Source organism: Murinocardiopsis flavida (assembly GCF_003014485.1).
Classification (GTDB): Bacteria; Actinomycetota; Actinomycetes; order Streptosporangiales; family Streptosporangiaceae; genus Murinocardiopsis; species Murinocardiopsis flavida.
The window spans coordinates 23,904-47,406 of the sequence record NZ_PYGA01000015.1 but is presented as its reverse complement, the minus strand read 5'-3'; the positions used below and the strand labels follow the sequence as shown (position 1 = coordinate 47,406).

General features: G+C 73.3%; 22 protein-coding genes. 11 read left to right on the top strand and 11 right to left on the bottom strand.

Annotated features, from left to right (window positions below; all coding sequences use genetic code 11):
• Positions 1–19: 19 nt before the first annotated feature.
• The 4 genes from CLV63_RS20190 to CLV63_RS20175 all read right to left on the bottom strand — a co-directional run bounded on the left by CLV63_RS20190 (position 20) and on the right by CLV63_RS20175 (position 4,270).
• On the bottom strand, positions 20–1,306 hold the full coding sequence (locus CLV63_RS20190) for an alpha/beta hydrolase family protein (protein WP_106584732.1): 1,287 nt from the start codon (positions 1,304–1,306) through the stop codon (positions 20–22).
• 90 nt (positions 1,307–1,396) lie between these two features.
• Positions 1,397–2,083 carry a response regulator gene (locus CLV63_RS20185; RefSeq protein ID WP_106584731.1) on the bottom strand — a complete coding sequence of 229 codons (687 nt, stop codon included), beginning with the start codon at positions 2,081–2,083 and terminating at the stop codon, positions 1,397–1,399.
• A gap of 47 nt (positions 2,084–2,130) precedes the next feature.
• Positions 2,131–3,795 (bottom strand): sensor histidine kinase, encoded by a 1,665-nt coding sequence (locus CLV63_RS20180; RefSeq protein WP_106584730.1) that lies wholly within the window; start codon positions 3,793–3,795, stop codon positions 2,131–2,133.
• Positions 3,788–4,270: a MarR family winged helix-turn-helix transcriptional regulator gene (locus CLV63_RS20175; RefSeq protein ID WP_106584729.1), complete on the bottom strand. Its 483-nt coding sequence runs from the start codon at positions 4,268–4,270 to the stop codon at positions 3,788–3,790. The genes CLV63_RS20180 and CLV63_RS20175 overlap by 8 nt, the downstream gene beginning before the upstream one ends.
• 55 nt (positions 4,271–4,325) lie before the next feature.
• Between CLV63_RS20175 and CLV63_RS20170 the strand changes: the two genes are divergently transcribed.
• From CLV63_RS20170 to CLV63_RS20160, 3 genes are all read left to right on the top strand, one after another.
• Positions 4,326–4,889 carry a cupin domain-containing protein gene (locus CLV63_RS20170; RefSeq protein ID WP_211301394.1) on the top strand — a complete coding sequence of 188 codons (564 nt, stop codon included), beginning with the start codon at positions 4,326–4,328 and terminating at the stop codon, positions 4,887–4,889.
• Between the two features lie 220 nt (positions 4,890–5,109).
• Positions 5,110–5,892 (top strand): class I SAM-dependent methyltransferase, encoded by a 783-nt coding sequence (locus tag CLV63_RS20165; protein WP_106584727.1) that lies wholly within the window; start codon positions 5,110–5,112, stop codon positions 5,890–5,892.
• A 199-nt stretch (positions 5,893–6,091) separates the two neighbouring features.
• A complete protein-coding gene (locus tag CLV63_RS20160) occupies positions 6,092–7,546 on the top strand; it encodes an alanine/glycine:cation symporter family protein (RefSeq protein ID WP_106584726.1) in 1,455 nt (484 codons plus the stop codon).
• Positions 7,547–7,567: 21 nt separating this feature from the next.
• Here the strand turns inward: CLV63_RS20160 and nhaA are convergent, their stop codons facing one another.
• The 4 genes from nhaA to CLV63_RS20140 all read right to left on the bottom strand — a co-directional run bounded on the left by nhaA (position 7,568) and on the right by CLV63_RS20140 (position 12,433).
• A complete protein-coding gene (gene nhaA, locus CLV63_RS20155) occupies positions 7,568–8,800 on the bottom strand; it encodes a Na+/H+ antiporter NhaA (protein WP_106584725.1) in 1,233 nt (410 codons plus the stop codon).
• Between the two features lie 167 nt (positions 8,801–8,967).
• Positions 8,968–10,380, bottom strand: a complete 1,413-nt coding sequence (locus CLV63_RS20150; RefSeq protein WP_245928934.1) for an MFS transporter — start codon at positions 10,378–10,380, stop codon at positions 8,968–8,970.
• Between the two features lie 278 nt (positions 10,381–10,658).
• Positions 10,659–11,711, bottom strand: a complete 1,053-nt coding sequence (locus CLV63_RS20145) for an ABC transporter substrate-binding protein (RefSeq protein WP_106584724.1) — start codon at positions 11,709–11,711, stop codon at positions 10,659–10,661.
• A 113-nt stretch (positions 11,712–11,824) separates the two neighbouring features.
• On the bottom strand, positions 11,825–12,433 hold the full coding sequence (locus CLV63_RS20140) for a TetR/AcrR family transcriptional regulator (protein ID WP_106584723.1): 609 nt from the start codon (positions 12,431–12,433) through the stop codon (positions 11,825–11,827).
• 72 nt (positions 12,434–12,505) lie between these two features.
• On the opposite strand from CLV63_RS20140, the gene CLV63_RS20135 reads away from it, so the two are divergent.
• Positions 12,506–13,093, top strand: a complete 588-nt coding sequence (locus tag CLV63_RS20135; protein ID WP_106584722.1) for a dihydrofolate reductase family protein — start codon at positions 12,506–12,508, stop codon at positions 13,091–13,093.
• 166 nt (positions 13,094–13,259) lie between these two features.
• On the top strand, positions 13,260–13,775 hold the full coding sequence (locus tag CLV63_RS20130; RefSeq protein WP_106584721.1) for an RDD family protein: 516 nt from the start codon (positions 13,260–13,262) through the stop codon (positions 13,773–13,775).
• 61 nt (positions 13,776–13,836) lie between these two features.
• Here CLV63_RS20130 and CLV63_RS20125 read toward each other — a convergent pair whose 3' ends face one another.
• Genes CLV63_RS20125 through CLV63_RS20115 form a run of 3 tightly spaced genes read right to left on the bottom strand, consistent with a single transcriptional unit; the run spans position 13,837 to position 17,040 of the window.
• Positions 13,837–15,441, bottom strand: coding sequence for an ABC transporter permease (locus CLV63_RS20125; RefSeq protein ID WP_106584720.1), 1,605 nt, complete (start codon positions 15,439–15,441; stop codon positions 13,837–13,839).
• Positions 15,438–16,370 carry an ABC transporter ATP-binding protein gene (locus tag CLV63_RS20120; RefSeq protein ID WP_106584719.1) on the bottom strand — a complete coding sequence of 311 codons (933 nt, stop codon included), beginning with the start codon at positions 16,368–16,370 and terminating at the stop codon, positions 15,438–15,440. Before CLV63_RS20120 ends, CLV63_RS20125 begins: the two co-directional genes overlap by 4 nt.
• Positions 16,363–17,040, bottom strand: coding sequence for a TetR/AcrR family transcriptional regulator (locus CLV63_RS20115; RefSeq protein ID WP_106584718.1), 678 nt, complete (start codon positions 17,038–17,040; stop codon positions 16,363–16,365). The genes CLV63_RS20120 and CLV63_RS20115 overlap by 8 nt, the downstream gene beginning before the upstream one ends.
• 181 nt (positions 17,041–17,221) lie before the next feature.
• Between CLV63_RS20115 and CLV63_RS20110 the strand changes: the two genes are divergently transcribed.
• The 6 genes from CLV63_RS20110 to CLV63_RS20085 all read left to right on the top strand — a co-directional run bounded on the left by CLV63_RS20110 (position 17,222) and on the right by CLV63_RS20085 (position 23,487).
• Positions 17,222–18,040, top strand: coding sequence for a hypothetical protein (locus tag CLV63_RS20110; RefSeq protein ID WP_106584717.1), 819 nt, complete (start codon positions 17,222–17,224; stop codon positions 18,038–18,040).
• A gap of 506 nt (positions 18,041–18,546) precedes the next feature.
• Positions 18,547–21,027, top strand: a complete 2,481-nt coding sequence (locus CLV63_RS20105) for a sensor histidine kinase (RefSeq protein ID WP_170134281.1) — start codon at positions 18,547–18,549, stop codon at positions 21,025–21,027.
• A complete protein-coding gene (locus CLV63_RS20100) occupies positions 21,024–21,467 on the top strand; it encodes a roadblock/LC7 domain-containing protein (RefSeq protein WP_106584716.1) in 444 nt (147 codons plus the stop codon). Before CLV63_RS20105 ends, CLV63_RS20100 begins: the two co-directional genes overlap by 4 nt.
• A gap of 4 nt (positions 21,468–21,471) precedes the next feature.
• Positions 21,472–21,846, top strand: a complete 375-nt coding sequence (locus CLV63_RS20095; protein WP_245928933.1) for a DUF742 domain-containing protein — start codon at positions 21,472–21,474, stop codon at positions 21,844–21,846.
• Positions 21,827–22,426 carry a GTP-binding protein gene (locus CLV63_RS20090; protein ID WP_106584715.1) on the top strand — a complete coding sequence of 200 codons (600 nt, stop codon included), beginning with the start codon at positions 21,827–21,829 and terminating at the stop codon, positions 22,424–22,426. The genes CLV63_RS20095 and CLV63_RS20090 overlap by 20 nt, the downstream gene beginning before the upstream one ends.
• 86 nt (positions 22,427–22,512) lie before the next feature.
• Entirely contained in the window at positions 22,513–23,487 is a 975-nt protein-coding gene (locus CLV63_RS20085) for an oxygenase MpaB family protein (RefSeq protein WP_106584714.1), read from the top strand.
• Positions 23,488–23,503 lie beyond the last annotated feature (16 nt).

Below are 23,503 nucleotides of genomic sequence, written 5' to 3'. Positions count from 1 at the left end.
CAGCGGTCTCCGCAGCGGGTCATTCGATGAACGCGGCATCGGGGTGCTCGGGGGACGGGCCGTCCAGCAGCGGCCGCGGCTCGCCGCGCACGTACGCGTCGAAGAACGCGGTGATGTAGGCGCGCTGCGCGGCGACGCTCCGTTCGGGGTCGACGGTGCCGATCGAGGCGTCGACCCCCCGTTCCCACGCCGGGCCGCCGGGCCGCAACCGGGCCTCGATCTGCGGCATCACCCACTGGGTGTCGATGAAGCCCATGTGCTCGCCCTCCTCGAAGTACACCTCCAGCGAGGCGCCGGTGGAGGCGGCGCGGAACATCCGCCAGTCCGGTGAGTGCTCGCTCGTGTGCGGCATGTGCCGCTTCCCGGAGGTGCGGCCGCCGCCCATGATCAAAAACGGCCGGTCGGCGCCGCGCTCGGTGGACGCGGCCCACTTCCCGTCGCCGACGTGGTAGCCGATGCTGCCGTCGAGGTTGGCGCCCGCGTCGATGCGTTCGTCCGCGAGCATCGCCTCGGCCGCTGTGAGCCCGCCGGCCGAGTGGCCGAACATGCCGACGGCCGACAGGTCCAGTGCCGCGCCGAGGCCGCGGGGCAGGCGGCGCCCGCCGACCTCGGCGCCGTCGGCGGCGGCTTCCAGGGTGTCCAGCACGAAACGGGTGTCGGCCACCCGCACGGCGACCCCCTCCTCGATGGCCTTCGCCGAGTCCCCGCCGGGGATCGTGTCGCGGACCACCCGCCCGTCGGGGAACGCCACGGCCGAGGTCTCGTAGGGGTGGTCCATCGCCACGACCGCGTAGCCCCGGCTCGCCAACTCCTCCAGCTGCGCGGTCGCCTGGTGGCGGGACTGGTTGAACCCGTGCGAGTACAGCAGGACGGGGAGCCGGCCCGCGCCGGAGGCGACGTCGGCGCCGACGGTGGCGTTGCCGCGGGTCCCGGCGAAGTCGACCGCGTCGCGGGACAGCCCCAGCTGCTCCAGCTCGCCGTCGAGGACGCCCTCCACGGCGTCAGAGGTGTAGCGCGCCGGTTCGCCGCCGCCTCCCGCGGCCGGGTACCACAGTGTCGCCATGAGATCCCGCTGATCGGCACTCTGCACCCAGGGGTGGCCGCGGCTCGTGTCCGTCAGGGCGAGTTCCACCTGTCCGACGCCGTAGGGCCCGGTGGGCTTGGGCGCGGACAGCCGCATGGGGTCGGGATCGCTGATCGCGGCGACCGCCGACGGGACCGTGCAGGAGACCGCCAGCACGGCGGCCGCGGTCCCGTAGGAGAGGGCGCGGTGGCGGCGGGGTGAGAACGCTCGGTTGCTTGCCATGCCACGGATCATCACCGGTCGGCCGGTACGCGCGCATGGACCGAACGTCGGCGGCGCACTACCCCGATGGGCATAGGCGTCGCGCGGGTGTCAGCCCTCGGCGGCGGGCGTGCCGGTGGCGACCAGGCCCGCCTCATAGGCCAAGATCGCGGCCTGGACCCTGTTGCGCACGTCGAGCCGGGTGAGGATCGATCCGACGTGCACCTTGACCGTGCCCGGTGTGATGCCGAGGCGGTCGGCGATCGCGTCGTTGGACAGGCCCTCCCCGATGAGGGCCAGCACCTCGCGTTCGCGGTGCGACACCTTCCCGATCCGGTCGCGGGCGGCGGCGCCGCGCGACATCCGCCCCTTCGTGCCGGTGGCGCCGAGTTCGGCGATGACCCGCTGCGCCACCTCCGGCGAAAGGTAGGCCCCGCCGTCGGCCACGGCGTGCAGGCCCGAGATCAGCTCGCGCGGGTCGCCCGTCTTGAGCACGAAGCCGCTGGCGCCGCCGCTCAGCGCCCGCGCGATGTAGGCGTCCTCGCGGAAGGTGGTCAGGATGACCACGGCGGTGCCGGGGAACTCGGCCGTGATCGCGGTGGTGGCGGTCAGGCCGTCGGTGCCGGGCATCTGGACGTCGAGCAGGGCGATGTCGGGGCGGTGCGCGCGGACCAGCGCGAGGGCTTCGGCGCCGTCGGCGGCCTCGCCCACGACCTCGATGCCGGGGTCGGCGGACAGGATCGCGCGCATGCCCGCGCGGAGCATCCGCTCGTCGTCGGCCAGCACGACGCGGATCACCGCCGTCGCACCGTTCGCCGCGCCGCTGGTCCAGCCACCGGCACAGCCTATCGGCCGGTCCCGGCCGGCTGCCGCGCGATCTCGTCCTTCGCGGCCAGTCGCCCGTCCGCGAAGCACAACCGGTACACCGGGTGCCGCCCTTGTGAGTCCGTGACCAGGTAGTACTCGCATTCGGAGCCGTGCGGGGCCGGGGGCTCCCCGGGGATGGGGCCGGGCCGGTAGTCGAACACCGGCAGCACCCGCCGCACCGCGTCCCGGTCGTCGCCGACGCTCAGCCGCGCGTAGTCCGCGCGCGGCAGCACCGTCAGCGCGGCGACGGACCAGAGCAGCAGGAAGATCAGCGCGGTGATGGCACCGGCGAGCCCGAGCGGCAGCACGACCGCCGCCGCGAGCCGGCGCCGCGAGCGGGTGCGCACCCGCCGCCAGCTGCGCGCCGTCTCGGTCGTGTCGGTCGTGTCGGCGGGCGGCCCGTGCGGTGCCGCGGGTTCGCCGTCCGCCGCGGTGCCGGCGCCGCCGGGGAGCACCGCCCGCACGGTGAACCCGCCGCCGTCGGGCCCGGCGCGGAACGTGCCGCCCATGCCTTCGACCAGCGTGCGCAGCCCGGCCAGGCCGGAGCCGTTCCCGGTGCCGTCGCGCCGGGCGGCGGCGACCGGCCCGGTGTCGCGGACGTCGACGGCCGTCGTGCCGTCCTCGGTGACGAGCCGGACGGCGACCCGGGTGCCGGGAGCGTGCCGGGCGGCGTTGGTCAGCGCCTCCTGGACGACGCGGTGCGCGGCGCGGCCCGCGGGGCTGCCGGGGGCGGGGTCGGGGCCTTCGCGCACCAGGCGCACCGGCATCCCCGCGCCCACGGCCCGGTCGACAACGGCGGCGACGTCCTCGGCGGGCGGCTCGGCGGCGTGTTCGCCGGAGTCCGCGCGCAGGACGCCGATGATCTCGCGCAGCCGCAGGTTCGCCTGGTGCGCCGACGTCCGGAGTTCGGCCGCCGCCGGGCGCGGATCCTGCCCGTCGGCCGCCATTTCCAGTGCCGCGGCGCGGACGGCGATCAGGGCGAGGTCGTGGCCGAGGGAATCGTGCATCTCGGTGGCGATGCGGGACCGCTCGCGCAGCCGGGCGTGCGCGGCGTCGGCGTCGCGGGCGCGCTCCATCCGGTCGGCGATCTCCCAACCGCCGGTGCGCATTTCGGCGTACAGCCGCCAGTAGCGGCCCAGCAGCCACGGCGCCACGACGACGGCGACCAGCGTGAGCACCCCGCCGGCCCAGTCGGTGAGCCCGGTCAGGGCCTCGCGCGGGTTGCCGAGGCCGACCCACTGGACGGCGCTCACCAACAGCAGGGTCAGCGCCGCCGTGGTGGTCAGGACGACGGCAGGCGCGGTGCGCTCGGAACGGCGGCCGGCGAGGAACGCCAGCACGGCGCAGGGCAGCACCGCGGACAGGGCGAGCGTGTCGGCCGCGCCGAGGATCGCCGCTGCTGTGTGCAGCACACCGGCGGCGAGGGCCAGTCCGAGCGCGGTGAACGGCCGCGCCCGCCCGATGCCGAACGCGACAGCGAGGAGCAGCCCCATGCCGACCGCCTCCGCGGCGGGTGCGGCGCGCAGCCCGGCGAGCTCGACGGCGATGACGCCGGTGAGCACCGCCCACGCCGCGAGGTCCGCTGCCCGGGGGCGGGACTCCGGGGCCGGTCGGCGCAGGCGGGCGCCCACCGGCTCAGGCATCCGTTCGGGGGGCACCGGCGGTGGCGCGGGGCGGGGGAGCGGTCTCGGCGACGAGGTCGCCGAGGAGGCGCTTCAGGTCGGCGAGCGCGGGGCGGCCGGACCGTTCGGCGAAGGCGTCCTCGATCGCCGCGATCGCGGCGGCGGCGGAGTCGAGCACGGCGCGCCCTTCGGGCGTGCAGACCACGAGCCGGGCGCGGCGGTCGCGCGGGTCGGTCCGCCGCTCGACGAGGCCCTGCCGCTGGAGGTGGGTGACGAGTTCCCCCATCGACTGCTGGGTCATCCCGGCGGCCTCGGCGAGGTCGGTGATCCGGGAGCCGTCGGCGGCGAGGTGCCGGAACACGGTGAGGTGGGCCGGCCGGACCGTCGCGGAGAGGCCGGGGGGCAGCTCGGCGAGCAGGCGGAGTTCGACCGCGTGCGCGGCTTGGACGAGGAGCTTGAGCAGGGATGCGGGGTGGTCGGCTGTTGACTCTGGCACGGTGCCAAGGCTACCTTCATTAATGAACAGGTTACCTTTGCATTGGAGGCGGGTCGTGGAGGTACCGGAGGCGCCCGAGACGGGCCGATCGCTGCGCTATCGCGACGGGCGCACCGTGACCTTCGTCGCCGAGGGGACCGACGAGCACGGGCCCTACCTCGTGATCGAGCACCGGGTCCCCCGCCCGGCGCTCCTCGCGGGGCCGCACTGGCACCCGGTGCTCACCGAGGCGTTCACCGTCCGCGCGGGCCGGGCGCGGTTCGTGTGCGACGGCGCCGAGCACGTCCTCACCGCGGGCGACCGCATCGAGATCCCGCCCCGGCAGGTCCACATGTTCCGCAGCGAGGGCGCCGACCTCGTGCTCGACCACGTCGTCCGCCCCCCGCTGCGGCACCGCGAGATGTTCGACCTGTGGCACCGGCTCGACGCCGCGGGCCGCACCACGGCCACCGGCGTCCCGCGCAACCCGCTGGCCCTCGCGCTCATGTGGGAGCGCCAGGACGGCTACGTCGCCGGAGTGCCGGCGTGGACGCAGCGGGCGCTGTTCGGCGCGCTCGCCGCGGTCGCGCGGGTCACCGGGTACGAGGCGCGGTGGGCCGGCCCGCGCCGGCCCGGCTGAGCAGGTCCGCCTGAGCAGGTCCGCCTGAGCAGGGGCGGCCGTACCGCGAACACGTCGAAAGTATGACGCGCGCGTACGTTGTTCGTAGCGCGTTTCCGCCCTGATTCCACGCCTTTCGGCGGTCGCCGCCCGCGTCCCCGATCCCTAGCATTTCCGATGTGCAGAGAATCCGGAAATCCTTCGGAATCATCGGAAACGACAAAAGCGGGGGAATTCGGCGATGAGTCTTGAGCAGGTACGCGACGACTGGACGCGCCTCGGCACCGAGGCCCCGCTCTGGGCCGTCCTCACCGGTTTCGGCGACCGCGGCGCGGAATGGCCGATCGACGAATTCATGGCGACCGGGGTCGCGCAGATCGGCGGCGACCTGAAATGGGCCGAGTCCCTCGCGGGCCCGGTCGGGCGGCGGCGGGCGCTCGACTTCGGCTGCGGGGTCGGCCGGCTCAGCAACGCCCTCGCCGAGGATTTCGCCGAGGTCGTCGGCGTCGACATCGCCGAGCCGATGCTCGCCGAGGCGCGCCGGCTGGACCGCAGCGGCGGCCGGATCCGCTACGTGCACAACGCAGAACCGGATCTGCGGATCCTCCCCACCGGCACATTCGACTTCGTCTACACCGACCTCGTCCTCCAGCACGTGCCCGCCCGCCTGCAACCCCGCTACCTGGACGAACTCCTCCGGGTCACCCGCCCCGGCGGCTGCCTGGTGATCGGCGTCCCCGAGCGGGGCCACCCGGTCCTGGGGCCGCTGCTGAAGGCCGTTCCCCGCTGGCTCGACCGCGCCGTCCAGCGCAGGCTGCTCGGCTTCCCGGCGCCGATGGCGATGAACCCGATCCCCGGGCGGCGCGTCAGCGAGGCCGCGGCGCGCGGCGGCGGCACGGTCCGCGACACCCGGCGACTGTGGGACGACCCCCTGTGGCGCCAGGTCCGCTACGTGATCGCGAAGTCGCCCGTCGGCGCGCGGGCCCCGCTGCCCGCGCACCCGTTGACCGCTGCCGCGCGGTGACGCGGGGCCCGGATCCGCGCGGGGCAGGGTCCGGGTGCCGGTCGCGGTGCGTGATAACGGGTCGCTGCATGCAACTATTCGGTGAAGATGCGTCCGATTATGGCGCGAATGGGGTGTTCTACCGCTGCGATCGGGTGAGAATCTGCACGCCACCACCGCGCGTGCCCGCCCACCGCAGAGGACGAGGAGTCACCCCCGCATGGAATCGCTCGCCGAGGGCATCGGCGCGTTCAACGACGAACGCTTCTGGCCCGTCGTCATCGTCGTGCTGGTCATCGCCAGCCTGTACTTCAGCATCCGGCTCGGACTGGTCCAGTTCCGCCTGCTCCCGGACATGTTCCGGGCCCTGCGCGGCTCGACCGCCGCCGACGACGGGGACACGCGGCAGTCCATCTCCTCCTTCCAGGCGTTCGCCGTGTCGGCCGCCGCCCGGGTCGGCACCGGCAACGTCGCGGGCGTGGCGACCGCGATCTCGGTGGGAGGGCCGGGCGCCGTCATGTGGATGTGGATCATGGCGCTGGTGGTGGGCGCCGCCAGCTTCGTGGAGTCCACGCTCGCCCAGCTCTACAAGGTGCCCTACCGCACCGGTTTCCGCGGCGGCCCGGCCTACTACATGCAGTACGGGCTGGGGCGGCGCTGGATGGGCGTCCTCTTCGCGATCACCATCACGGTGACCTTCGGCTTCGTCTTCAACGCCGTGCAGTCCAACACCATCTCCGCCACCCTCGTCGGTTCGGCCGACGCGCTCGGCGCCGACGGGCTCACCTGGCTGCCCGCCGCCATCGGCATCGGCCTCGTGCTGCTCACGGCCGCCGTCATCTTCGGCGGGATCAAGCGCATCGCGAACGTCTCCCAGGCGCTGGTGCCGCTGATGGCGCTGCTGTACCTGCTGCTCGGCATCGCTGTGGTGGCGCTGAACATCGACAGGGTCCCCGGCGTCATCGCGCTGATCTTCACGCACGCGTTCGGGATCAGGGAGGTGGCGTCGGCCGCGCTGGGCACCGCGATCATCCAGGGTGTGCGGCGCGGCATGTTCTCCAACGAGGGCGGCCTCGGGTCGGCGCCCAACGCCGGTGCGACCGCGTCGGTGAGCCACCCCGTGAAGCAGGGCCTCGTGCAGACCCTCGGCGTCTACTTCGACACCCTCATCGTCTGCTCCATCACGGCGTTCATCGTGCTGGTGTCGAACCCCACCTACGGCGAGGACCTCGGCGCCACCATGACCCAGGACGCGCTGGGCGCGAGCCTGGGCGGGTGGGCGGTGCACATGCTCACCGTCATCCTCTTCCTGCTGGCGTTCACCTCGGTGCTCGGCAACTACTACTACGGCGAGTCCAACATCGGGTTCCTCAACTCCAGCGACACGCTGCTGACCGCCTACAAGTACGTGTTCCTCGTGGCGACCTTCCTCGGCGCGGTCGGCTCCAACGACCTCGTGTGGAAGCTGGCCGACACCACCATGGGCTTCATGGCCCTGGTGAACCTGGCCGCGATCGTCCCGCTCGCCGGTATCGCCCACAAACTGCTCAAGGACTACACCGATCAGCGCAGGCAGGGCCTCGACCCGGTCTTCACCGTCGATCGCGTGCCGGACCTGCGCAACGTCCACTGCTGGGGACCGCAGCCGGCCCGGCACGACACAGCGGACGTCTGAGCGGCGGCCGCGCGGCGGCGCCTACCCGGCGCTGCCGCGCGGCTCCCTCTGGTAGCGGCGGCTGCGCACGGTGAGGACGGCCGCGGCCAGGACGCTCGCGATCAGCGACGCGAGCAGCACCCCCGCTTTGGCGTTGGCGAGGGTCTCGGGCGTGTCGGGGAAGGACAGCTCGGTGATCAGCAGCGACACCGTGAACCCGATCCCGGCGAGCTGCGACATCCCGGCGATGTCCCACCAGCTCAGCGACGGGTTCAGGGTGGCGGAGGTGACCTTGGTCGTGAGCCACGCCCCACCGAGGATGCCCAGCAGCTTGCCGCCGACCAGGCCGGCCACGATCCCCAGCCCGGCCCGGTCGGTGAGCACCGCGCCGAGGCCCTCGAACGCCACGCCCGCGGCGAAGAAGGCGAACACGGGCAGCGCCAGCCCGGCCGACCACGGCCGCAGCAGGTGTTCGACGCGGTGGCTCGGCGACTCCGCCTCGCCGGGTCGCGCCGCGGTGCGCATGAGCAGGCCGATGGCGACGCCCGCGATGGTGGCGTGGACGCCGCTCTCGTGCATGAGCGTCCAGACGACCGCGGCGAGCGGCACGTACACCGCCCACGCGGGGACGCGGGCGGCGCCGAGCAGCGCCGCGGGGCGGCGGCCCTGCTGGAGGTACCCGAACAGGGCGAGACCCGCCGCGGCGCCCAGCAGCGGCCCGAAGCTGATGTGCTCGGTGTAGAAGACGGCGATCACGGTGACCGCGCCGAGGTCGTCCACGATCGCGAGCGTGAGCAGGAAGGTCCGCAGCGCGGGCGGCAGCCCCTTCCCGACCACGGCGAGGACCGCGAGGGCGAAGGCGATGTCGGTCGCCATGGGGATGCCCCAGCCGCCGGCCGACGCAGGGTCGCCCAGGGTGATCGCCGCGTAGACGAGGGCGGGGACGGCCATGCCGCACACCGCGGCGACGATGGGCAGCATGGCCCGCCGGGGGTCGCGCAGCTCGCCGTGCACGAACTCCTGCTTCAGCTCGTTGCCGACGATGAAGAAGAAGACGGCGAGCAGGCCGTCGGCGGCCCAGGTCTGGAGGTCGAGGTCGAGGTGCAGGGCAGCGGGGCCGACGGTGAACCCGCGCAGTGCCTCGTACGAGGCGGCGAACGGCGAGTTCGCCCAGATGATGGCGGCGGCGGCGGCTGCGATCAGCAGGAGGCCGCCGACGGAGTCGCTGCGCAGGGAATCGGCGGTACGGCCGAGGATGGTGGCGGGTGGGGACACGGGACACTCCGGGACGGGTCGGCTGGGACATCGCCGACCAGACTTCCCGGCACACCAGGCGCACGCGCCCTACCACCATTCTCGCTGATCCGGGGCCCGACAGCAAAATCGGGCCGCAGCGAGGGACCCCGTTCCGCGGCCGGGTGACCGGCCGCGGAACAGGCCCGCTACCGCTCGCGCGGCTCGGACCGCGCGGCGAGTGCGACCCCGAGGGCGGCGACCAGGACGCCCCCCAGTGCGAGGGCGAACGCGAGCCGGAACCCCTGCGCGGCGTCGCCCGCCGCGACGGCGGCCCCCACCAGGACGCTGAGGCCCACGGCGCCGCCGAGCTGGTCCACCGACCGCTGCACGCCCGCCGCGGTACCTGCGTCGGTGTCGGTGACCCCTTCGAGCGCGGCGTTCTGCAACGCGATCAGGCCGACGGCCATGCCGACCGCGATCGCGATCATGGCGGGGATGACGTCGATCCACAGGTCCCCGTCAGCGGGCAGCCGGGCCAGCCAGGCGAGCCCCGCCGCGGTGCACAGCAGCCCGGCGATCGCGGTGTGCTTCATGCCCAGCAGCCGGATGAGCCGCGCGACCTGCGTCACGGCGAGGAGGAGCGCGGCGCAGAACGGCAGGAACGCCAGCCCGGCCCGCAGCGGCGTGAGGTCGATGACCTGTTGCAGGTAGAGGCTGACGAGGAAGAACGTCGTCGACAACGCCGCGCTGAGCAGGATCGTCGCGGCGTTCGCGACCAGCCGTGTGCGGTGCGCGAAGAACCCGAGCGGTACCAGGGGCGCCGCGGAGCGGGCCTCGACGGCGACGAACGCCGCGAACGCGGCCGCGGCGAACAGCAGCGGGCCGAAGACGGTCGGGTCGCCCCACGGCGCGTGCGCCGCACGGACGACACCGAAGACGAGAGCCAGCGGCGCAAGGGTCAGCAGCAGCGCGCCGGGCACGTCCAGCGGGACGCGCGCGGCGGCCGTGTCGCGCGGGAGCAGCAGCGGCGTCGCGACGAGGACGAGGAGTACCAGCGGCGGGTTGATCAGGAAGATCCAGCGCCAGTCGAGGAGCTCGGTGATCACACCGGAGAGCACGACCCCCACGGCGAGGCCGCTGCTGGAGATCGCCCCCCACACGCCGAGCGCCTTGGCGCGCTCATCGGGCCTGGGGAACATCAGCGCGATGAGCGACATCGCCGCGGGTGACGCCAGCGCCTCCCCGGCGCCTTGGGCGAAACGGGCGGCCACCAGGGTGGGGAGGTCCGTTGCGAGCCCGGCGAGCAGTGAGGCGCCGCCGAACACGGCCGCGCCGAGCAGGAACATGCGGCGGCGGCCCAGCAGGTCGCAGAGGCGGCCGCCGAGCAGCAGCAGGCCGCCCCCGACCACCGTGTACCCGGTGACCACCCAGGTCAGGGCGCCGGCGTCGGCGCCGAACGCGGTCCCGATCGAGGGGAGGGCGACGTTGACCACGGTCACATCGACGGCGATCAGCAGTTGCAGCAGCGACAGGAAAGCCAGGACGAGCCACCGGGTCGCGGGCCGGTCGGCAATGGCTGAGGTGCTGGCATGGCGGTGCCGGCGGAATTGCAGGTTCACGGAAGAAGGGACTCCAGGATTGCGCACCGAGCCGGGAAGGCGATCGAGGTGCGGGCGACGTGGGCGCTCTGCTCGCCGCAGGGGTCGCCGACGGCGGTCGGCGCGAAACCGACCGGGCCGACCCGTGCCGGGCGGCGAACCTGGAGTTACTTGATGAAAACGGCCACGTCAGGAACGTAGCAGCAGGCAGGTCGGCGGACAACCGGATTGATCGCCGGCACCGCGTCCGGCGGCCGCAGACGGCGCGGGGGCGGGACCCGCGCCGTGGGGATGGGCGCTCAGGACGTGCCGAGCTTCTCCTCCAGGTCGTCCAGGACGAGCATCGCCCCGGTGGGGCCGAGGCCGAGGAACCACACCTCGTCGTCGACGGCGACCGCCTTGTCGTCCTGGACGGCGTCGAGGGATTTCCACAGGCCGCCCTTTGTCACGGCGGCTTCGTCGGTGGAGTCGCGCGGGCCGTAGCTGGAGTAGAAGATCCAGTCGGCGTCGCCCTTGTCGATGTCCTCCTGCGAGACCTCGACGGCGAGTTCCTCGACGTCCTGCACCTTCGGCCGACGCAGCCCTGCGTCGTCCAGGATGACGCCGATGAACGACAGGTCGGCGTACAGGCGGATCTTGCCGGGCAGGAACCGCACGAGGGAGATCTCGGGGTCGCCGGACACCGACTCCCGCACCTCGTCGGCGCGCTCCTGGTAGGTGTTGAGCACGTCCAGGGCCTTCTTCTCCGCGCCGAGGGCGTCGCCGACCAGCAGGAAGTTCTCCTTCCACGGGAAGCCGGGCCGGATGCTGAAGACCGTCGGCGCGATCTCGCTGAGCGTGTCGTAGAGGCGGGCGGCCCGCAGTTCGCTGCCGACGATGAGGTCGGGCTTCAGTGCGGCGATGGCCTCGACGTTGAGGTCGTTGATGCCGCCCACGACCTCGACGTCGGACAGCCGGTCGGCGAGGTAGGGCGGCGCGCCCTCGGGGCTGTCGCTCTCGGCCATGCCCACCGGGGTGACCCCCAGCGAGAGGACGTCGTCGAGTTCGCCGGTGTCGAGGACGACCACGCGGGACGGCTTCTCGGTGATCTCGGTGCTGCCGCTCGCGTGCTCGACGGTACGGGGGAACGCCCCGGGCTCGGCGTCGCTGCCCAGCCGGGCGGTCTCCTTGTCGGAGGTGGAGAATCGGGCGCCGTCCTCGGCGACCGCCGGATCGCCCGCCTTGGACCCGCCGGCGTCGTCATCGGGCACCCCGCACCCGGTCAGCGCGGCGGCGACCAGCGCGGACAGTACTGCGGCGGCCCATGGGCGGTGCTGCGTCGCCTGCGGTGCGGCGATCGGTCCTTTGCGCATCCGGTTAGGTTAGCCTCGCCAACAATTCTCCGCGTGGCCGCCCCTCCACTTCGGCCGCCCCCACGTCGCCCGCGCAGTAGTCCGGCCCCCGCGCGGCGCGGGCGGGGGCCGGACTACGGCGCGGGCGGGCGCGGGGCCGGTGCTTCGGCCGGCGCCACGACCCGTTCGACGGCCGCCGTCACCAGCTCCGCGCGCTCGGCCGCCGAGAACACGTCGGGGAGGGTGAGCTGTTCGACAATGAGCCAGTTGAGCGCCAGGTAGAGCAGCCGGACCGCCGTGGCGTCGCCGGGGAGGGCCGCGGCCTCGCGGGACGCGGTGTTGGCGTCGATGTCGGCGCGCACGCGCCGGGTCAGCACCGCGCGCAGCTCCGGGCGCCGGGTCGCTTCGAGGCGCAGTTCGAGCAGCGCCAGGTAGCCGGAGCGGAAGGCGCTGATGCGGTCGACCATCTCGTGCATGAGCGCCGCGTAGCCCGCCCGGTCGGGCGCGCCGGCCCGCTGCCGCGCGATGACCGCGTCGTCGGGCCGGAGCCGTTCGTACACCCGGGCGCCCGCCTGGGTGAGCAGGTCGTCCCGGGTGGCGAAGTAGTTGGACGCGGTCCCGGCGGGCACGGCGGCGCGGGCGTCCACCGCGCGGAAGGTCAGCCCTCGGGCGCCTTCGTCGGCGAGCACCTCGATGGCGGCGTCGACAAGGGCCGTCCGGCGCTCGGTGTTCCTACGCCCCACTCACACCACTCCATGTGTAGTACTCTGAGTGAACCACTACAATCATAGTACTTCACTGGGAGTTCTGTTCGGATGCGAAAACTCGTCTACTACATCGGCGCCTCGACCGACGGATACATCGCCGGACCAGGCGGCGAGGTCGACTTCTTCCCCGTGGGCGGTGCGCAGGAGGCCGCCGCCTACGCGGCGTGGGTCAACGAGCGATACCCCGAGACCGTCCCCACCCCCATGCGCGAAGGCGCCGGGCTCGTCGGCACCCCCAACCGGCGCTTCGACACCGTCGTGATGGGCGGCGGCACCTACCGCGTGGTGTACGAGCACGGCCTGTCGAGCCCGTACGCCCACCTGCGCCAGTACGTGGTGTCGGGCGGCTTCGCGACGGCCCCCGACCCGGCGGTCACCGCGGTCGGCGGCGACCCGCTCGCGCTCGTCCGCGACCTCAAGAAGGAGGCGGGCGGCGACATCTGGCTGTGCGGGGGCGGCGGCCTCGCCGGATCGCTGCTGCCCGAGATCGACGAACTGATCCTCAAGACCTACCCCGTGGTCGCCGGGGCGGGGATCCCGGTGTTCGCCGGGGGATTCGACCCCACACCCTTCACGGTGACGGCCCGCGAGCCGTTCCCCAACGGCGTTCTGATCACCTGGCTCGCCCGCCGCTGACGCGGCGGCACCGCGCCCGGCGCGTCCGGAGGTGGCCGGATGCGGCACGTCCGCCGACAGCGCCGCCGATCAGTGGCAGGGTGGACGGCGCCGAGGGAGTGCCGGTGCCGCAACGGTGCGTGCACTCCGCGGGCCCGTCCTCATCCCCCACCTGTCAGGACGCGTTATGGCCGACGCCCATGCCTTCTTTCTGCCCCATGACCCCTCCGCGGCGCAGCCCTCGCCCAACGGCCGGGTGCTCCCGCCCTACCCGAACGGGTTCCCGCCGCCCATCGGGCCGCCCGCGGGGCTGGGGGCCCGCTTCCTCAGCTTCTTCCTGGACAACGGGGTCGTCTCGATCCTGGCCGTCGGGATCGTCCTGGCGGCCGAGGCGGCGGGCGCCGGCGACCAGGATTGGGTCTTCGGCCTCGTCGTCTGCGCCGTCTCGGTGTACTGGACGGTGCCGGTCGCGCTCTGGGGGCGCACGCTCGGCAGGCTGGCGGCGGGCACCCGAGTGGTCGACGCCCAGACCGGATACCCGCCCGAACTGGTGCAGGCCGTTGTGCGGGCCATGGTCTTCGCGCCGTGTGCGCTCTTCCCCCTCCTCGCCGTGTTCCTCGCGCTGTGGTCGCGGTGGGACCCGCGCTTCCGCACCCTCTGGGACCGGGCCGGCGGGACCTGCGTCGTGCGCGTCAGAACCTGACCTCCCGGTGCGGTGAACCGCGCCCGCCCCGCTGCGGCGGGGCGGGCGGGCCGGCGCCGGTTCAGCCGGGCGCGAGGTCCCGGCGGCGCAGGCCGAGGAAGCCCGCGGCGACCAGCGCTGCGGCGGCGACCGTCAGGACCGCCAAGGGAACGGGGGTGAACGCGCCGCCCGGGAGCTTGGGCAGGTGCTCGAACACCGACAGATTGCGGATCCACAGGTCCGGTGCGAGTTCGCCGCTGATCCAGCCGAAGAACAGGCTGACCAGCGCCACCGCGTAGGTGGCCGCCGCCCACCGCGGCAGCCACCCGAGCAGCCCGAAGGCGAGCCCCGTGAACAGCCAGGCCGCGGGCAGTTGCACCAGTGCTGCGGCCAGGACGCGGGGGACCTGGGAGGGGTCGCCGGTGGCGGCACCGAGCCCGAGGCCCATCGCCGTTCCCGCGCCCACGACCACCACCGCCCCGCTGAGCAGCGCGAAAGCCAGGTGCCCCGCTGCCCAGCGCAACCGGTCGACAGGGCCGGCGAGCAGGAGTTCCGCGCGGCCGTCGCGTTCCTCCACGCGCATGCGCAGCAGCGTGTGGACGGCGAACGCGCAGGACAGGACCCCGAGCAGCATCATCATGCCCGCGAGGTACTGGTCGATGACGGTGCCGGGCCCGCCGAGCCGCTCCAGCAGCTCGCGTCCTGCGGCGGCCCTCGTCATCAGGGCGCCGATGCTCACGGCGATCCCGCCGACCGCGCCGCCCACGATGACCGCACCGATCGCCTGGCCGATCAGGCCGCCGCGCTGGAGGCGCCACGCCAGGGCCACCGGAGAGCGCAGCCTGGGGCCCGCCTCCGCCGGCCCGGGACGCGGGTGCAGCACGCCACCGCCGAGGTCGCGCCGCGCCGACAGGGCGACCGCCGCCGCGATCAGCAGGGCGATCACGACGACGAAGACGGCAACGGGCCACCAGCGCTCACCGCTGAACGGCCGCGGCAGGGCGGCCCAGGAGATCGGCGACACCCACGACAGCCACCCCAGCGACCCACCGGTCTGGGCGCTGACGTCGCCGACGCCGCGCGCGAGGAAGGCGAGGCCGATGACCACCACACCGAGCACGCGGGCGCTCCCGGTCTCGGTGGTCACCTGCGCGACGAGAGCGCCGATGGCGGCGAATGTCCAGGTCACGGCCGTGATTCCGAGTCCATAGGCCCAGGACCCCGTTGTCGGGAGGCCGCTCGCCATCAGCCCGAGCGCGCACAGCGCGCCCAGAACGGCGCCCGCCGAGCAGACCACGACCAGTGCGGCCGCCATCGCCGCGTTGCGCCCGACGGCGGTGGCGGCGACCAGTTCCCTGCGTCCGGCCTCCTCCTCCACCCGGGTGTGGCGCAGCATCACCAGCAGGCTGATCAGCGCCAGCACCACGGGGAGGAACCCGGCCCGCCAGGTCACGAGTTCGCCGAGGCCGGGCCCTTGGAGCGCGCCGTAGGTGACGGTGAAGGCCGCGTTGTGCAGGCTGGTCTCGGCGTACTCGACACGCGATTCCGCGGTGGGGAAGGCGCCGTTGAACGCGCCGACGAAGACCAGCAGGACGAACGCCGGGAAGACCGTCCACAGCGGCAGGAACCAGCGGTCGCGGCGCAGGACCAGCCGGGCGAGGGTCGCGGTGCCCGCCATGGCGCTCACCGTGCCTCCTGCGCTGCCGCCGCGGCGGCAGCGGAATCCGCTGCCGCGCCCTGGTAATGGCGCAGGAAGAGCTGCTCCAGTGTCGGCGGGTGGCTGACGAGGCCGCGCACCCCGGCGTCGGCGAGCACCCCGAGGGCGGCGCCGAGCGCGTCGGGGTCGGCGTCGAACCGGACCCGGCCGTCCTCGACCACGAGTTGGTGCACCCCGCTCAGGCCGGTCAGCCCGTCGGCGCTGTCCGCCACCTCGGCCTGGACGGAGGTGCGGGTCAGGTGCCGCAGTTCGGTGAGCGTGCCGGACTCCACCGAGCGGCCGTCGCGGATGATCGTGACCCGGTCGCAGAGGGCCTCGACCTCGGAGAGGATGTGGCTGGACAGCAGCACCGTCCGGTCGCGGCGCCGCTGCTCCTCGGCGATGACGTCGCGGAACACCGCCTCCATGAGCGGGTCGAGGCCCGAGGTCGGTTCGTCCAGGATCAGCAGTTCCACGTCGGCGGAGAGCGCGGCGACCAGGGCCACCTTCTGCCGGTTGCCCTTGGAGTAGGTCCTGCTGCGCTTGCGGGGGTCGAGCTCGAAGCGCGCGATCAGCTCGTCGCGGCGCTTTCGGTCCTGCCCGCCATGCAGCCTGCCGAGGAGGTCGATGACCTCGCCCCCGGTGAGGTTCGGCCACAGCGCCACATCGCCGGGGACGTAGGCCAGCCGGCGGTGCAGCTCGGTCGCAGCCGCCCACGGGTCGCCGCCGAGCAGCCGTACCGTGCCGGAGTCCGCGCGCACCATGCCGAGCAGGATCCGGATCGTCGTGCTCTTCCCGGCGCCGTTGGGCCCGAGGAAGCCGTGGACCTCGCCGGTCCGCACCCTGAGGTCGAAGCCGTCGAGGGCCTTGGCGGCCCCGAACGCCTTGGTCAGTCCGGACACGTCGATGGCGTCATTCATCGTCGTCGCTCCTTGCGTCGGCAGGGGCCGGCCCCGTGCCTGGTCGCGGGGGGTGCGGAGGTGTCCCGTCGAGTGCGGCCCTGATCTCCGCGGCCTCGTCGGTGCCGAGGATCGGGTGGGAGTAGATGTCGACCAGGGCGCGCAGCAGCAGCCGCTCGCCCTCGGGCTCGGTGGTGTCGACGCCGAGTCCCCGGGAGATGTGCGAGCGCAGGACGGGGATCGCCAGGGCCATGGCGGTGCCGATCGTCGCCCGCACCCGGGGATCGGTCTCGGGTGGGACGGACTGTGCGGCGTCGGCCTCGACCTGCCAGCTCTCGCTCAGGGTCACCATGTCGTCGAACACCGCGCAGGCGGCCCCCTCGGTCAGCGCCCGGGCCAGGTACCGCTCGTAGGGCCGCATCGCGGTTGAGGGTGCTCTGGGGCCGACGGCGGGGAAGGAGCGCGCATCGGCGTTGAGCGCCCGGATGAGCTTGGTCAGGTGGGCGTCGCACGCCTCGCGCAGAGCCTGCTTCGATCCGAAGTGGTGCCGCACCAGCCCCGACGACACGCCGGCCGCCTCGGCGATGCCGCGGATCGTGGCGCGTGCGAATCCGTGTTCACCGAACTGCTGCATCGCCGCGTCCCTGATGCGGGCGCGGGCGGTGAGGTCCTCGGGGTCGGGCGCTGCCATCGGTCTCCTATCCGTGTGTGCAAATTACTATACTCATCGATTGTTTGCTGCACATGTGTGTAGCGATGTGGCCAGAGTACCCCCACCGTGCCGCCCGGCGCCATGGGGGTCGGGGACCGCCCGTTGGTCCCGCGTGGCAGGCTCTGCTCGACGGTCCTGAACGACACCTGAGGGAGACCTGGTGGGAGCTCGACCCCCTGCACCGCCCGAACCGGCGCACGTCCTCGCGGAACTGCGCGCGGCCGAGGAGGCCGCCGACGGCGCGATGGAGCTCCTGCCGGGAGTGGACGACCCCGCCATGGACGCGTGGGAGGTTCCCGTTCCCGAATCCGTCCGGCGGATCCTGCGCGAGACCGGCGGGCTGCGGACGCTGAAGGCGAGCGGCCGGACCGACGAGGAGTTCACCGTCGGGCACGGCGCCAACGACGACCCCGGCGGCCCGTTCTACACCCGGTGCGGCGACCCCGGGACCTTTCGCATCCTGCACACGAACGGCGTGGCCGAGACCTACTACGTCGACGTCGACCCCGCCGCGGGCGAGTGGAACGGGGTCTTGTCCCTTTGGGACGGCCTCGACGCCCGCTTCGAGGCGCCCAGCCTCGGGCACTGGCTGCTGCTGCTCGCTGGCGCCGTCCGCAGCGCGGCGCGCGCCGTGCGCGACGGCGGATTCGACCACTTCGGCTCCGCGTTCCGCGCGCTGCTCTGGGGCGACTTCACGGCGGTCGCGGGCACTGCCGGAGACCCGGAGCACGACTGGAGCGCCTGGCGGAACCCGCCGGAGGCCGCGGTCATCGACGCCACGACGGCGCGCGCCTCGACCGATCCCGTTCTGGCGCAGGCCGGTGCGCTGCTCCCGGACTCCGCGACGCTCGCCGACCTCCGCGGGGCGACCCGGCGCACCTACGTCCCCGTCATCCGCCACCCCGCCATGGACCTCGACGCCGCCTTCCACCGCTTCCACGGCGGAGGCGTCCTCGCCGCCGTCCCCTGGGACGAGTGACCGGCCCGGTGCGCGGGGCCTGCGCGCGGCCCCGCGCCGCCGCGGACCCGGCGCGCGTCGCGGAGAGCGGCGCCCCGGGCCGCCTCGTTGCGACCGCGAAAACGCGGATATTGTGACAAATAAGGCACACTCGGTAACTTTTCGATATGGCTTGCCGCCGTCGTGCACCGGCGTCCGGCCGCGGCCGCCGTGACCCTCCGTCGCAGCGGCCCGAGAAGTCCCAGTTGGGAGTGTGCGACCCCGCGGGCCGCCGGGCCGCGCCGCGGGGCGCATTGGCCCACCGCGGCCCATGAGCCCGTCATTGCGACGGGGTAACATCCGATGGCCGAGTTGGCCGTACTGGTGGAAAACCCCTGCTTCGTGATCGGCGCGCCCCTCCCGGACCTCCCGACACGGCAGCAGGCCGAGGGCCAAGCCCGCCGCCGCGCAGCAGACCCGTCCCCCCGGCTCATTCGGTCGGCGCCCCGGTTCGTACCGGCGCTTTTCGCATTCGGGGGAGGAGAGCAGTGCAGGCAGCGAAGCAACGGCGCGAGATCAGCATCAAGTCCCGGCTCCGCAGGCTCGTCCTGGTGCCGACCGCCGCCCTCGTGGCGATGTGGCTCGGCATCAGCGGTTCCCTCGGCTACAACGCCGTCATGGAGTACGCACTCGCCAGCATCACCGAGGACCTCCTCACGCCCTCGGCGGTGTCGCTGACCGACATCATGGACGAACGGTCGGCCACGATCGCCTACCTGGAAGAACCCGGCGAGCAGCGGGACAGCGTCGCCAGGGCGCGCGACTCCGCCGACACCAGCATGCAGACGTTCCTCGGCGAGTTCGAGTCGCTCGCACCCTACGCACCGGACAACGTCGCGAAACGCCTCGCGGACTTCCGGCAGCGGTTCGAGGGCATCGCCGAGATCCGCGCGGACGTCGACTCCGGCGACGCCGGGCGCGCCGACGTCCTCGCCTACTACAACGGCCTCATCGGATCGGGCACGAAGCTCTTCGACGAGCAGGGCCAGTCGGTCACCGACACCAGCGTGATGGAACCCGGCATGCGCGCCGTCACCATGTTCCGCGCCGTCGACCTGCTGGCGCGGGCCGACGCCCAGCTCGCCCGCGGCCTGGCGGCAGGGGAGCTGACGAGCGCCGACCACGACGAGTTCACCCGCCTCGTCGGCGCCTACCAGTCCGCGCTGTCGTCGGTGCGCGGCACCCTGGCACCCGCGCAGGACCGCCGCCTCGAAGCGCTGCTCACCGGCGACCGCTACGCCGGCCTCACCGACCTGGAGGAGCGGGTCATCGAGGACGGTGCCGGTACCGAGCGCGACCCCGCCACCGGCGAGACCACCGAAACCCGGTCGATGCCGGCCGAACCGCGCGAGTGGCGTGCGGCGTTCGCCCCCGTCAAGGACGAGCTGACCGAGATCGGCGCGGCCCAGGCGCTGCACTCCGGCGCGGAACAGCGGGTGGTCGCCAACCAGGCCATCATGATGGCCGCCGCCGGGAGCATCGGCGTCGCGCTGGTGTCGGCCCTGGCGTTCATGTTCGCGCTGCGCTCCTCCCGCTCCCTGGTCGAGCGCCTCCACACGCTGCGCGACGAGACCCAGGAGCTCGCCGACCACCGGCTGCCCGACATCGTCGAGCGGCTCGGCCGCAGCGAGCACGTCGACGTCGCCGCCGAGGTCCCCGAGGTCACCCAGGGCTCCGACGAGATCGGCGAGGTCGCGCGGTCGTTCAACGCCGCGCAGCGCACCGCGGTCGCCGCGGCGGTCCGCCAGGCGGAGCTGCGCGACGGCGTCAACAAGGTGTTCCTCAACATCGCCCACCGGAGCCACACCCTGGTCCACCGGCAGCTCAGCCTGCTCGACAAGCTGGAGAAGGAGCAGGAGAAGCCGGAGCAGCTCACCGAGCTGTTCAAGCTCGACCACCTCGCCACCAGGTCCCGGCGCAACGCCGAGAACCTGCTGATCCTCGGCGGCGAGACCCCGGGGCGCACCTGGCACCGGCCCATGCCGCTGGTCGACGTGCTCCGCGGCGCCATCTCCGAGTCGGGCGACTACACCCGGGTCAAGCGGCAGCAGATGGCGCAGGTCTCCCTCAGGGGGTCGGCGGTCGCCGACGTCATCCACCTCGTCGCCGAACTGGTCGACAACGCCACCATGTTCTCCCCGCCGCACACCCAGGTCCACCTGCGCAGCGAGCAGGTCCCCAACGGTGTGTCCGTCGAGATCGAGGACCGCGGCCTCGGCATGACCGAGGCGGACTTCGAGGCGGCGAACGCGCTCCTCGCGAACCCGCCCGAGTTCGACGTCATGCGGTTGCACCAGAAGATGCGGCTCGGCCTGTTCGTGGTCTCCCGGCTGGCGCAGCGCCTCGACATCAAGGTGCGGCTGCGCTCCTCGCCCTACGGCGGCGTGCAGGCCATCGCGCTGCTGCCGCTGACCCTCATCGACGCCGGGTCGCCGCCGCCCGCGCCGCAGGGCGACGCGGACACCGGCGGCGACGAGGCGGCGGCCGATGACCCCCGCCCCCGCTTCGGCGGCGAGGACGGCACCGGCCCCGCCGTCCCGTCGGCGGTCGGCCCGGCCGTCGGCGACATGCTCGCCGCCGACGCCGAACCGGCGGGTCAGGACCTGAACGGCGACGATCAGGGGGACGCGGCGCCGCGGCCGCCGGCGCCGCCCGAGCCCGCCCCCGCCGATCCGCCCGACGCCGCCGACGGGCCACCGCCGCGGCCCGAGGCCGACACTCTGCCCGACGGGCGGCCGAAACTCCCCAAGCGCACCCCGCAGAGCCACCTCGCGCCGCAGCTGTTCGAGGACGGGGCGGCGGCCGCGGTGGCGGCGCCGCTGGAGGGCACCGACCGGTCGCAGCGGCTGCGCCGGAACATGTCGGCGTTCCAGGAGGGCACGCAGATGGGACGCCGCGACGGCCGCAAGCGCCTCGGTCGGCCGGGCGCCGACCTCGGAGCGACGGAACCGACTGGGAGGGAAGGATGAGCGTGACGAACAACGCCGCGAGGGACCTGGACTGGCTGCTCGACGGACTCGTCGAACGGGCCGTCGGGACCAGGTTCGCGATCCTGCTGTCAGCCGACGGCCTGCTCATCGGCAGGTCCAAGGACCTCGCGAAGGAGGACGCCGACCACCTCTCCGCGCTCGCGTCGGCGTTCCAGAGCCTGGCGCGCGGTACCGGGCGCCAGTTCGGCGGCGGGCCCGTCCTCCAGACCGTCGTGGAGATGCAGCACGCGCACCTGTTCGTCACCGGGGCGGGCAACGGCGCCTGCCTCGCCGTGATCTCCGGCGAGGAGTCCGACATCGGCCTCATCGCCTACGAGATGAACGTCCTCATCGAGCAGGTCGGCCAGTTCCTCGACGCCACACCCCTCGCCGACCTGGCCCCGCCCGAGGGGTCGGGGCCCGAGAACACGGCGCGGTAGCCGCGTGGGCACCCCGGAAGGCCACCAGGGCGGCCCCGGCGACGCCGGCCCCCTGGTGCGGCCCTACGTCATGACCTGGGGGCGCGAGCGCTCCGACACGGTCCAACTGGACATGATCAGCGTGGTCATCGCGGTCCGCGAGGACGTCGACGAGATCGCGCTCGAACCCGAGCAGCTCCAGATCCTGCGGATCTGCCGGCGGGCGCAGTCGGTCGCCGAGGTCGCGGCGCACATGGACGTCCCCGTCGCCGTGATCAAGGTGCTGCTCGGCGACCTCATCGCGCGGGGCCACCTCCTCGCCCGCGCCCCCTTCAAGTCGAAGAGCCCGGTGAGCCGGGACATATTGCAGGCGGTACTCGATGGCATCCAACGACTCTGACCCCGACCTCGACCGGGCCGAGGAACGCATCCCCGCGGCCCTGAAGATCCTCGTCGCCGGCGGTTTCGGGGCGGGCAAGACGACCCTCGTGGGCGCCGTCAGCGAGATCCCGCCGCTGACCACAGAGGAGCTGATGACCGAGGCCAGCCTCGGCGTCGACGACACCTCGGGCGTGGAGCAGAAGACCACCACGACCGTCGCGCTGGACTTCGGCCGCATCACGATCAACGCCGACCTCGTGCTGTACCTGTTCGGCACGCCGGGCCAGCAGCGGTTCTGGTTCATGTGGGACGAGCTGGCCCTCGGCTCCCTCGGCGCGGTCGTCCTCGCCGACACGCGCCGCCTGGACACCTCCTTCCCCGCGGTGGACTTCTTCGAGCGCCGCGAGATCCCGTTCGTCGTCGCGGTGAACCGCTTCGACGGGGCGCACCACTACGACGCCGCGGAAGTGCGCGAGGCGATGAGCCTGCCGCCGGGCATCCCCGTGGTCATGTGCGACGCGCGGAGCCGCGCGTCGGGCAAGGAGGTCCTTTCGGCACTCGTGCGGCACATCACGGAGTCGACCGCCGTCCCCGTATAAGCTGGGGTCCGACCACGGTCCGCGATCAGCGGTTCCCTCTCCGCCTACCTCCCCCTGTTCACCGCGGCGACGATGAGAGCCCTCCGATGAAGCGATTCGACTGGTACGACACGATCCACGGGCTCGACGCCGAGGCCGACTGCCTGCGCATCGTCCAGATCCTCGGCGCGCACGAGTTCCCGTGGGACCTCGAGCAGGCGCTCGGGCTGGCCCTCTACCGCACCTACGCGGTGCCGAGCATCGGCGAGCTGCTGGGGCGGACCCGCGAGTTCACCGACCGCCCCCAGCACCGCTACGACGACACCGCGCTCATCCTCAGCGAGATGGTCGAGCACGGGTTCGAGACCGGCCGGGGCCGCGACGCGCTGCGCCGGATGAACCAGATGCACCGCTCCTACACCATCAGCAATGGCGACTACCTGTACGTCCTGAGCACCTTCGTGGTGATGCCGGTGCGCTGGCTCAACGACCTCGGGTTCGGCTGGCGCCGGCTCAGCGACCACGAGATCGCGGCGTCGACCAACTACTACCGCGGCCTCGGCAGGCACATGGGGATCAAGGACATCCCCGCCGACTACGCCGGGTTCCGCGCGTACTTCGAGTCCTACGAGGCCGAGCACTTCGCCTACAGCGAGGGCGGCCGCCGCACCTCCGACGCCACGCTCGACATCATGGTGGGCTTCTATCCGCGCTGGCAGCGGCCCCTCATCCGCCCGTTCACGATGGGCCTGCTCGACGACCGGCTCGTCGAGGCGTTCCGCTACGACCGGCCGTCGCGGTTCTGGCGCGCGGCCTCGCCGGGCGCCGTGCGGCTGCGCGCGCGGATCGTGCGGTTCATGCCGCCGCGCGAGAAGCCCCGGTGGGCCCGGATGAATCCGAACATCCGCAGCTACCCCGACGGCTTCCACCCGAGCCGGATCGGGACCTTCCCGCAGGGCTGCCCGGTGCCGCACGACCTCGCCACCGTCGACGCCCCCGCCGAGGGCGCCCGCGTGCCCGCACCGGGCCAGGCCGCCGACGCGGCGTCCGGCGGCCCGGCGTCCGGCGGCCCGGACCGGTGACCTCCGCGCCCGGGGG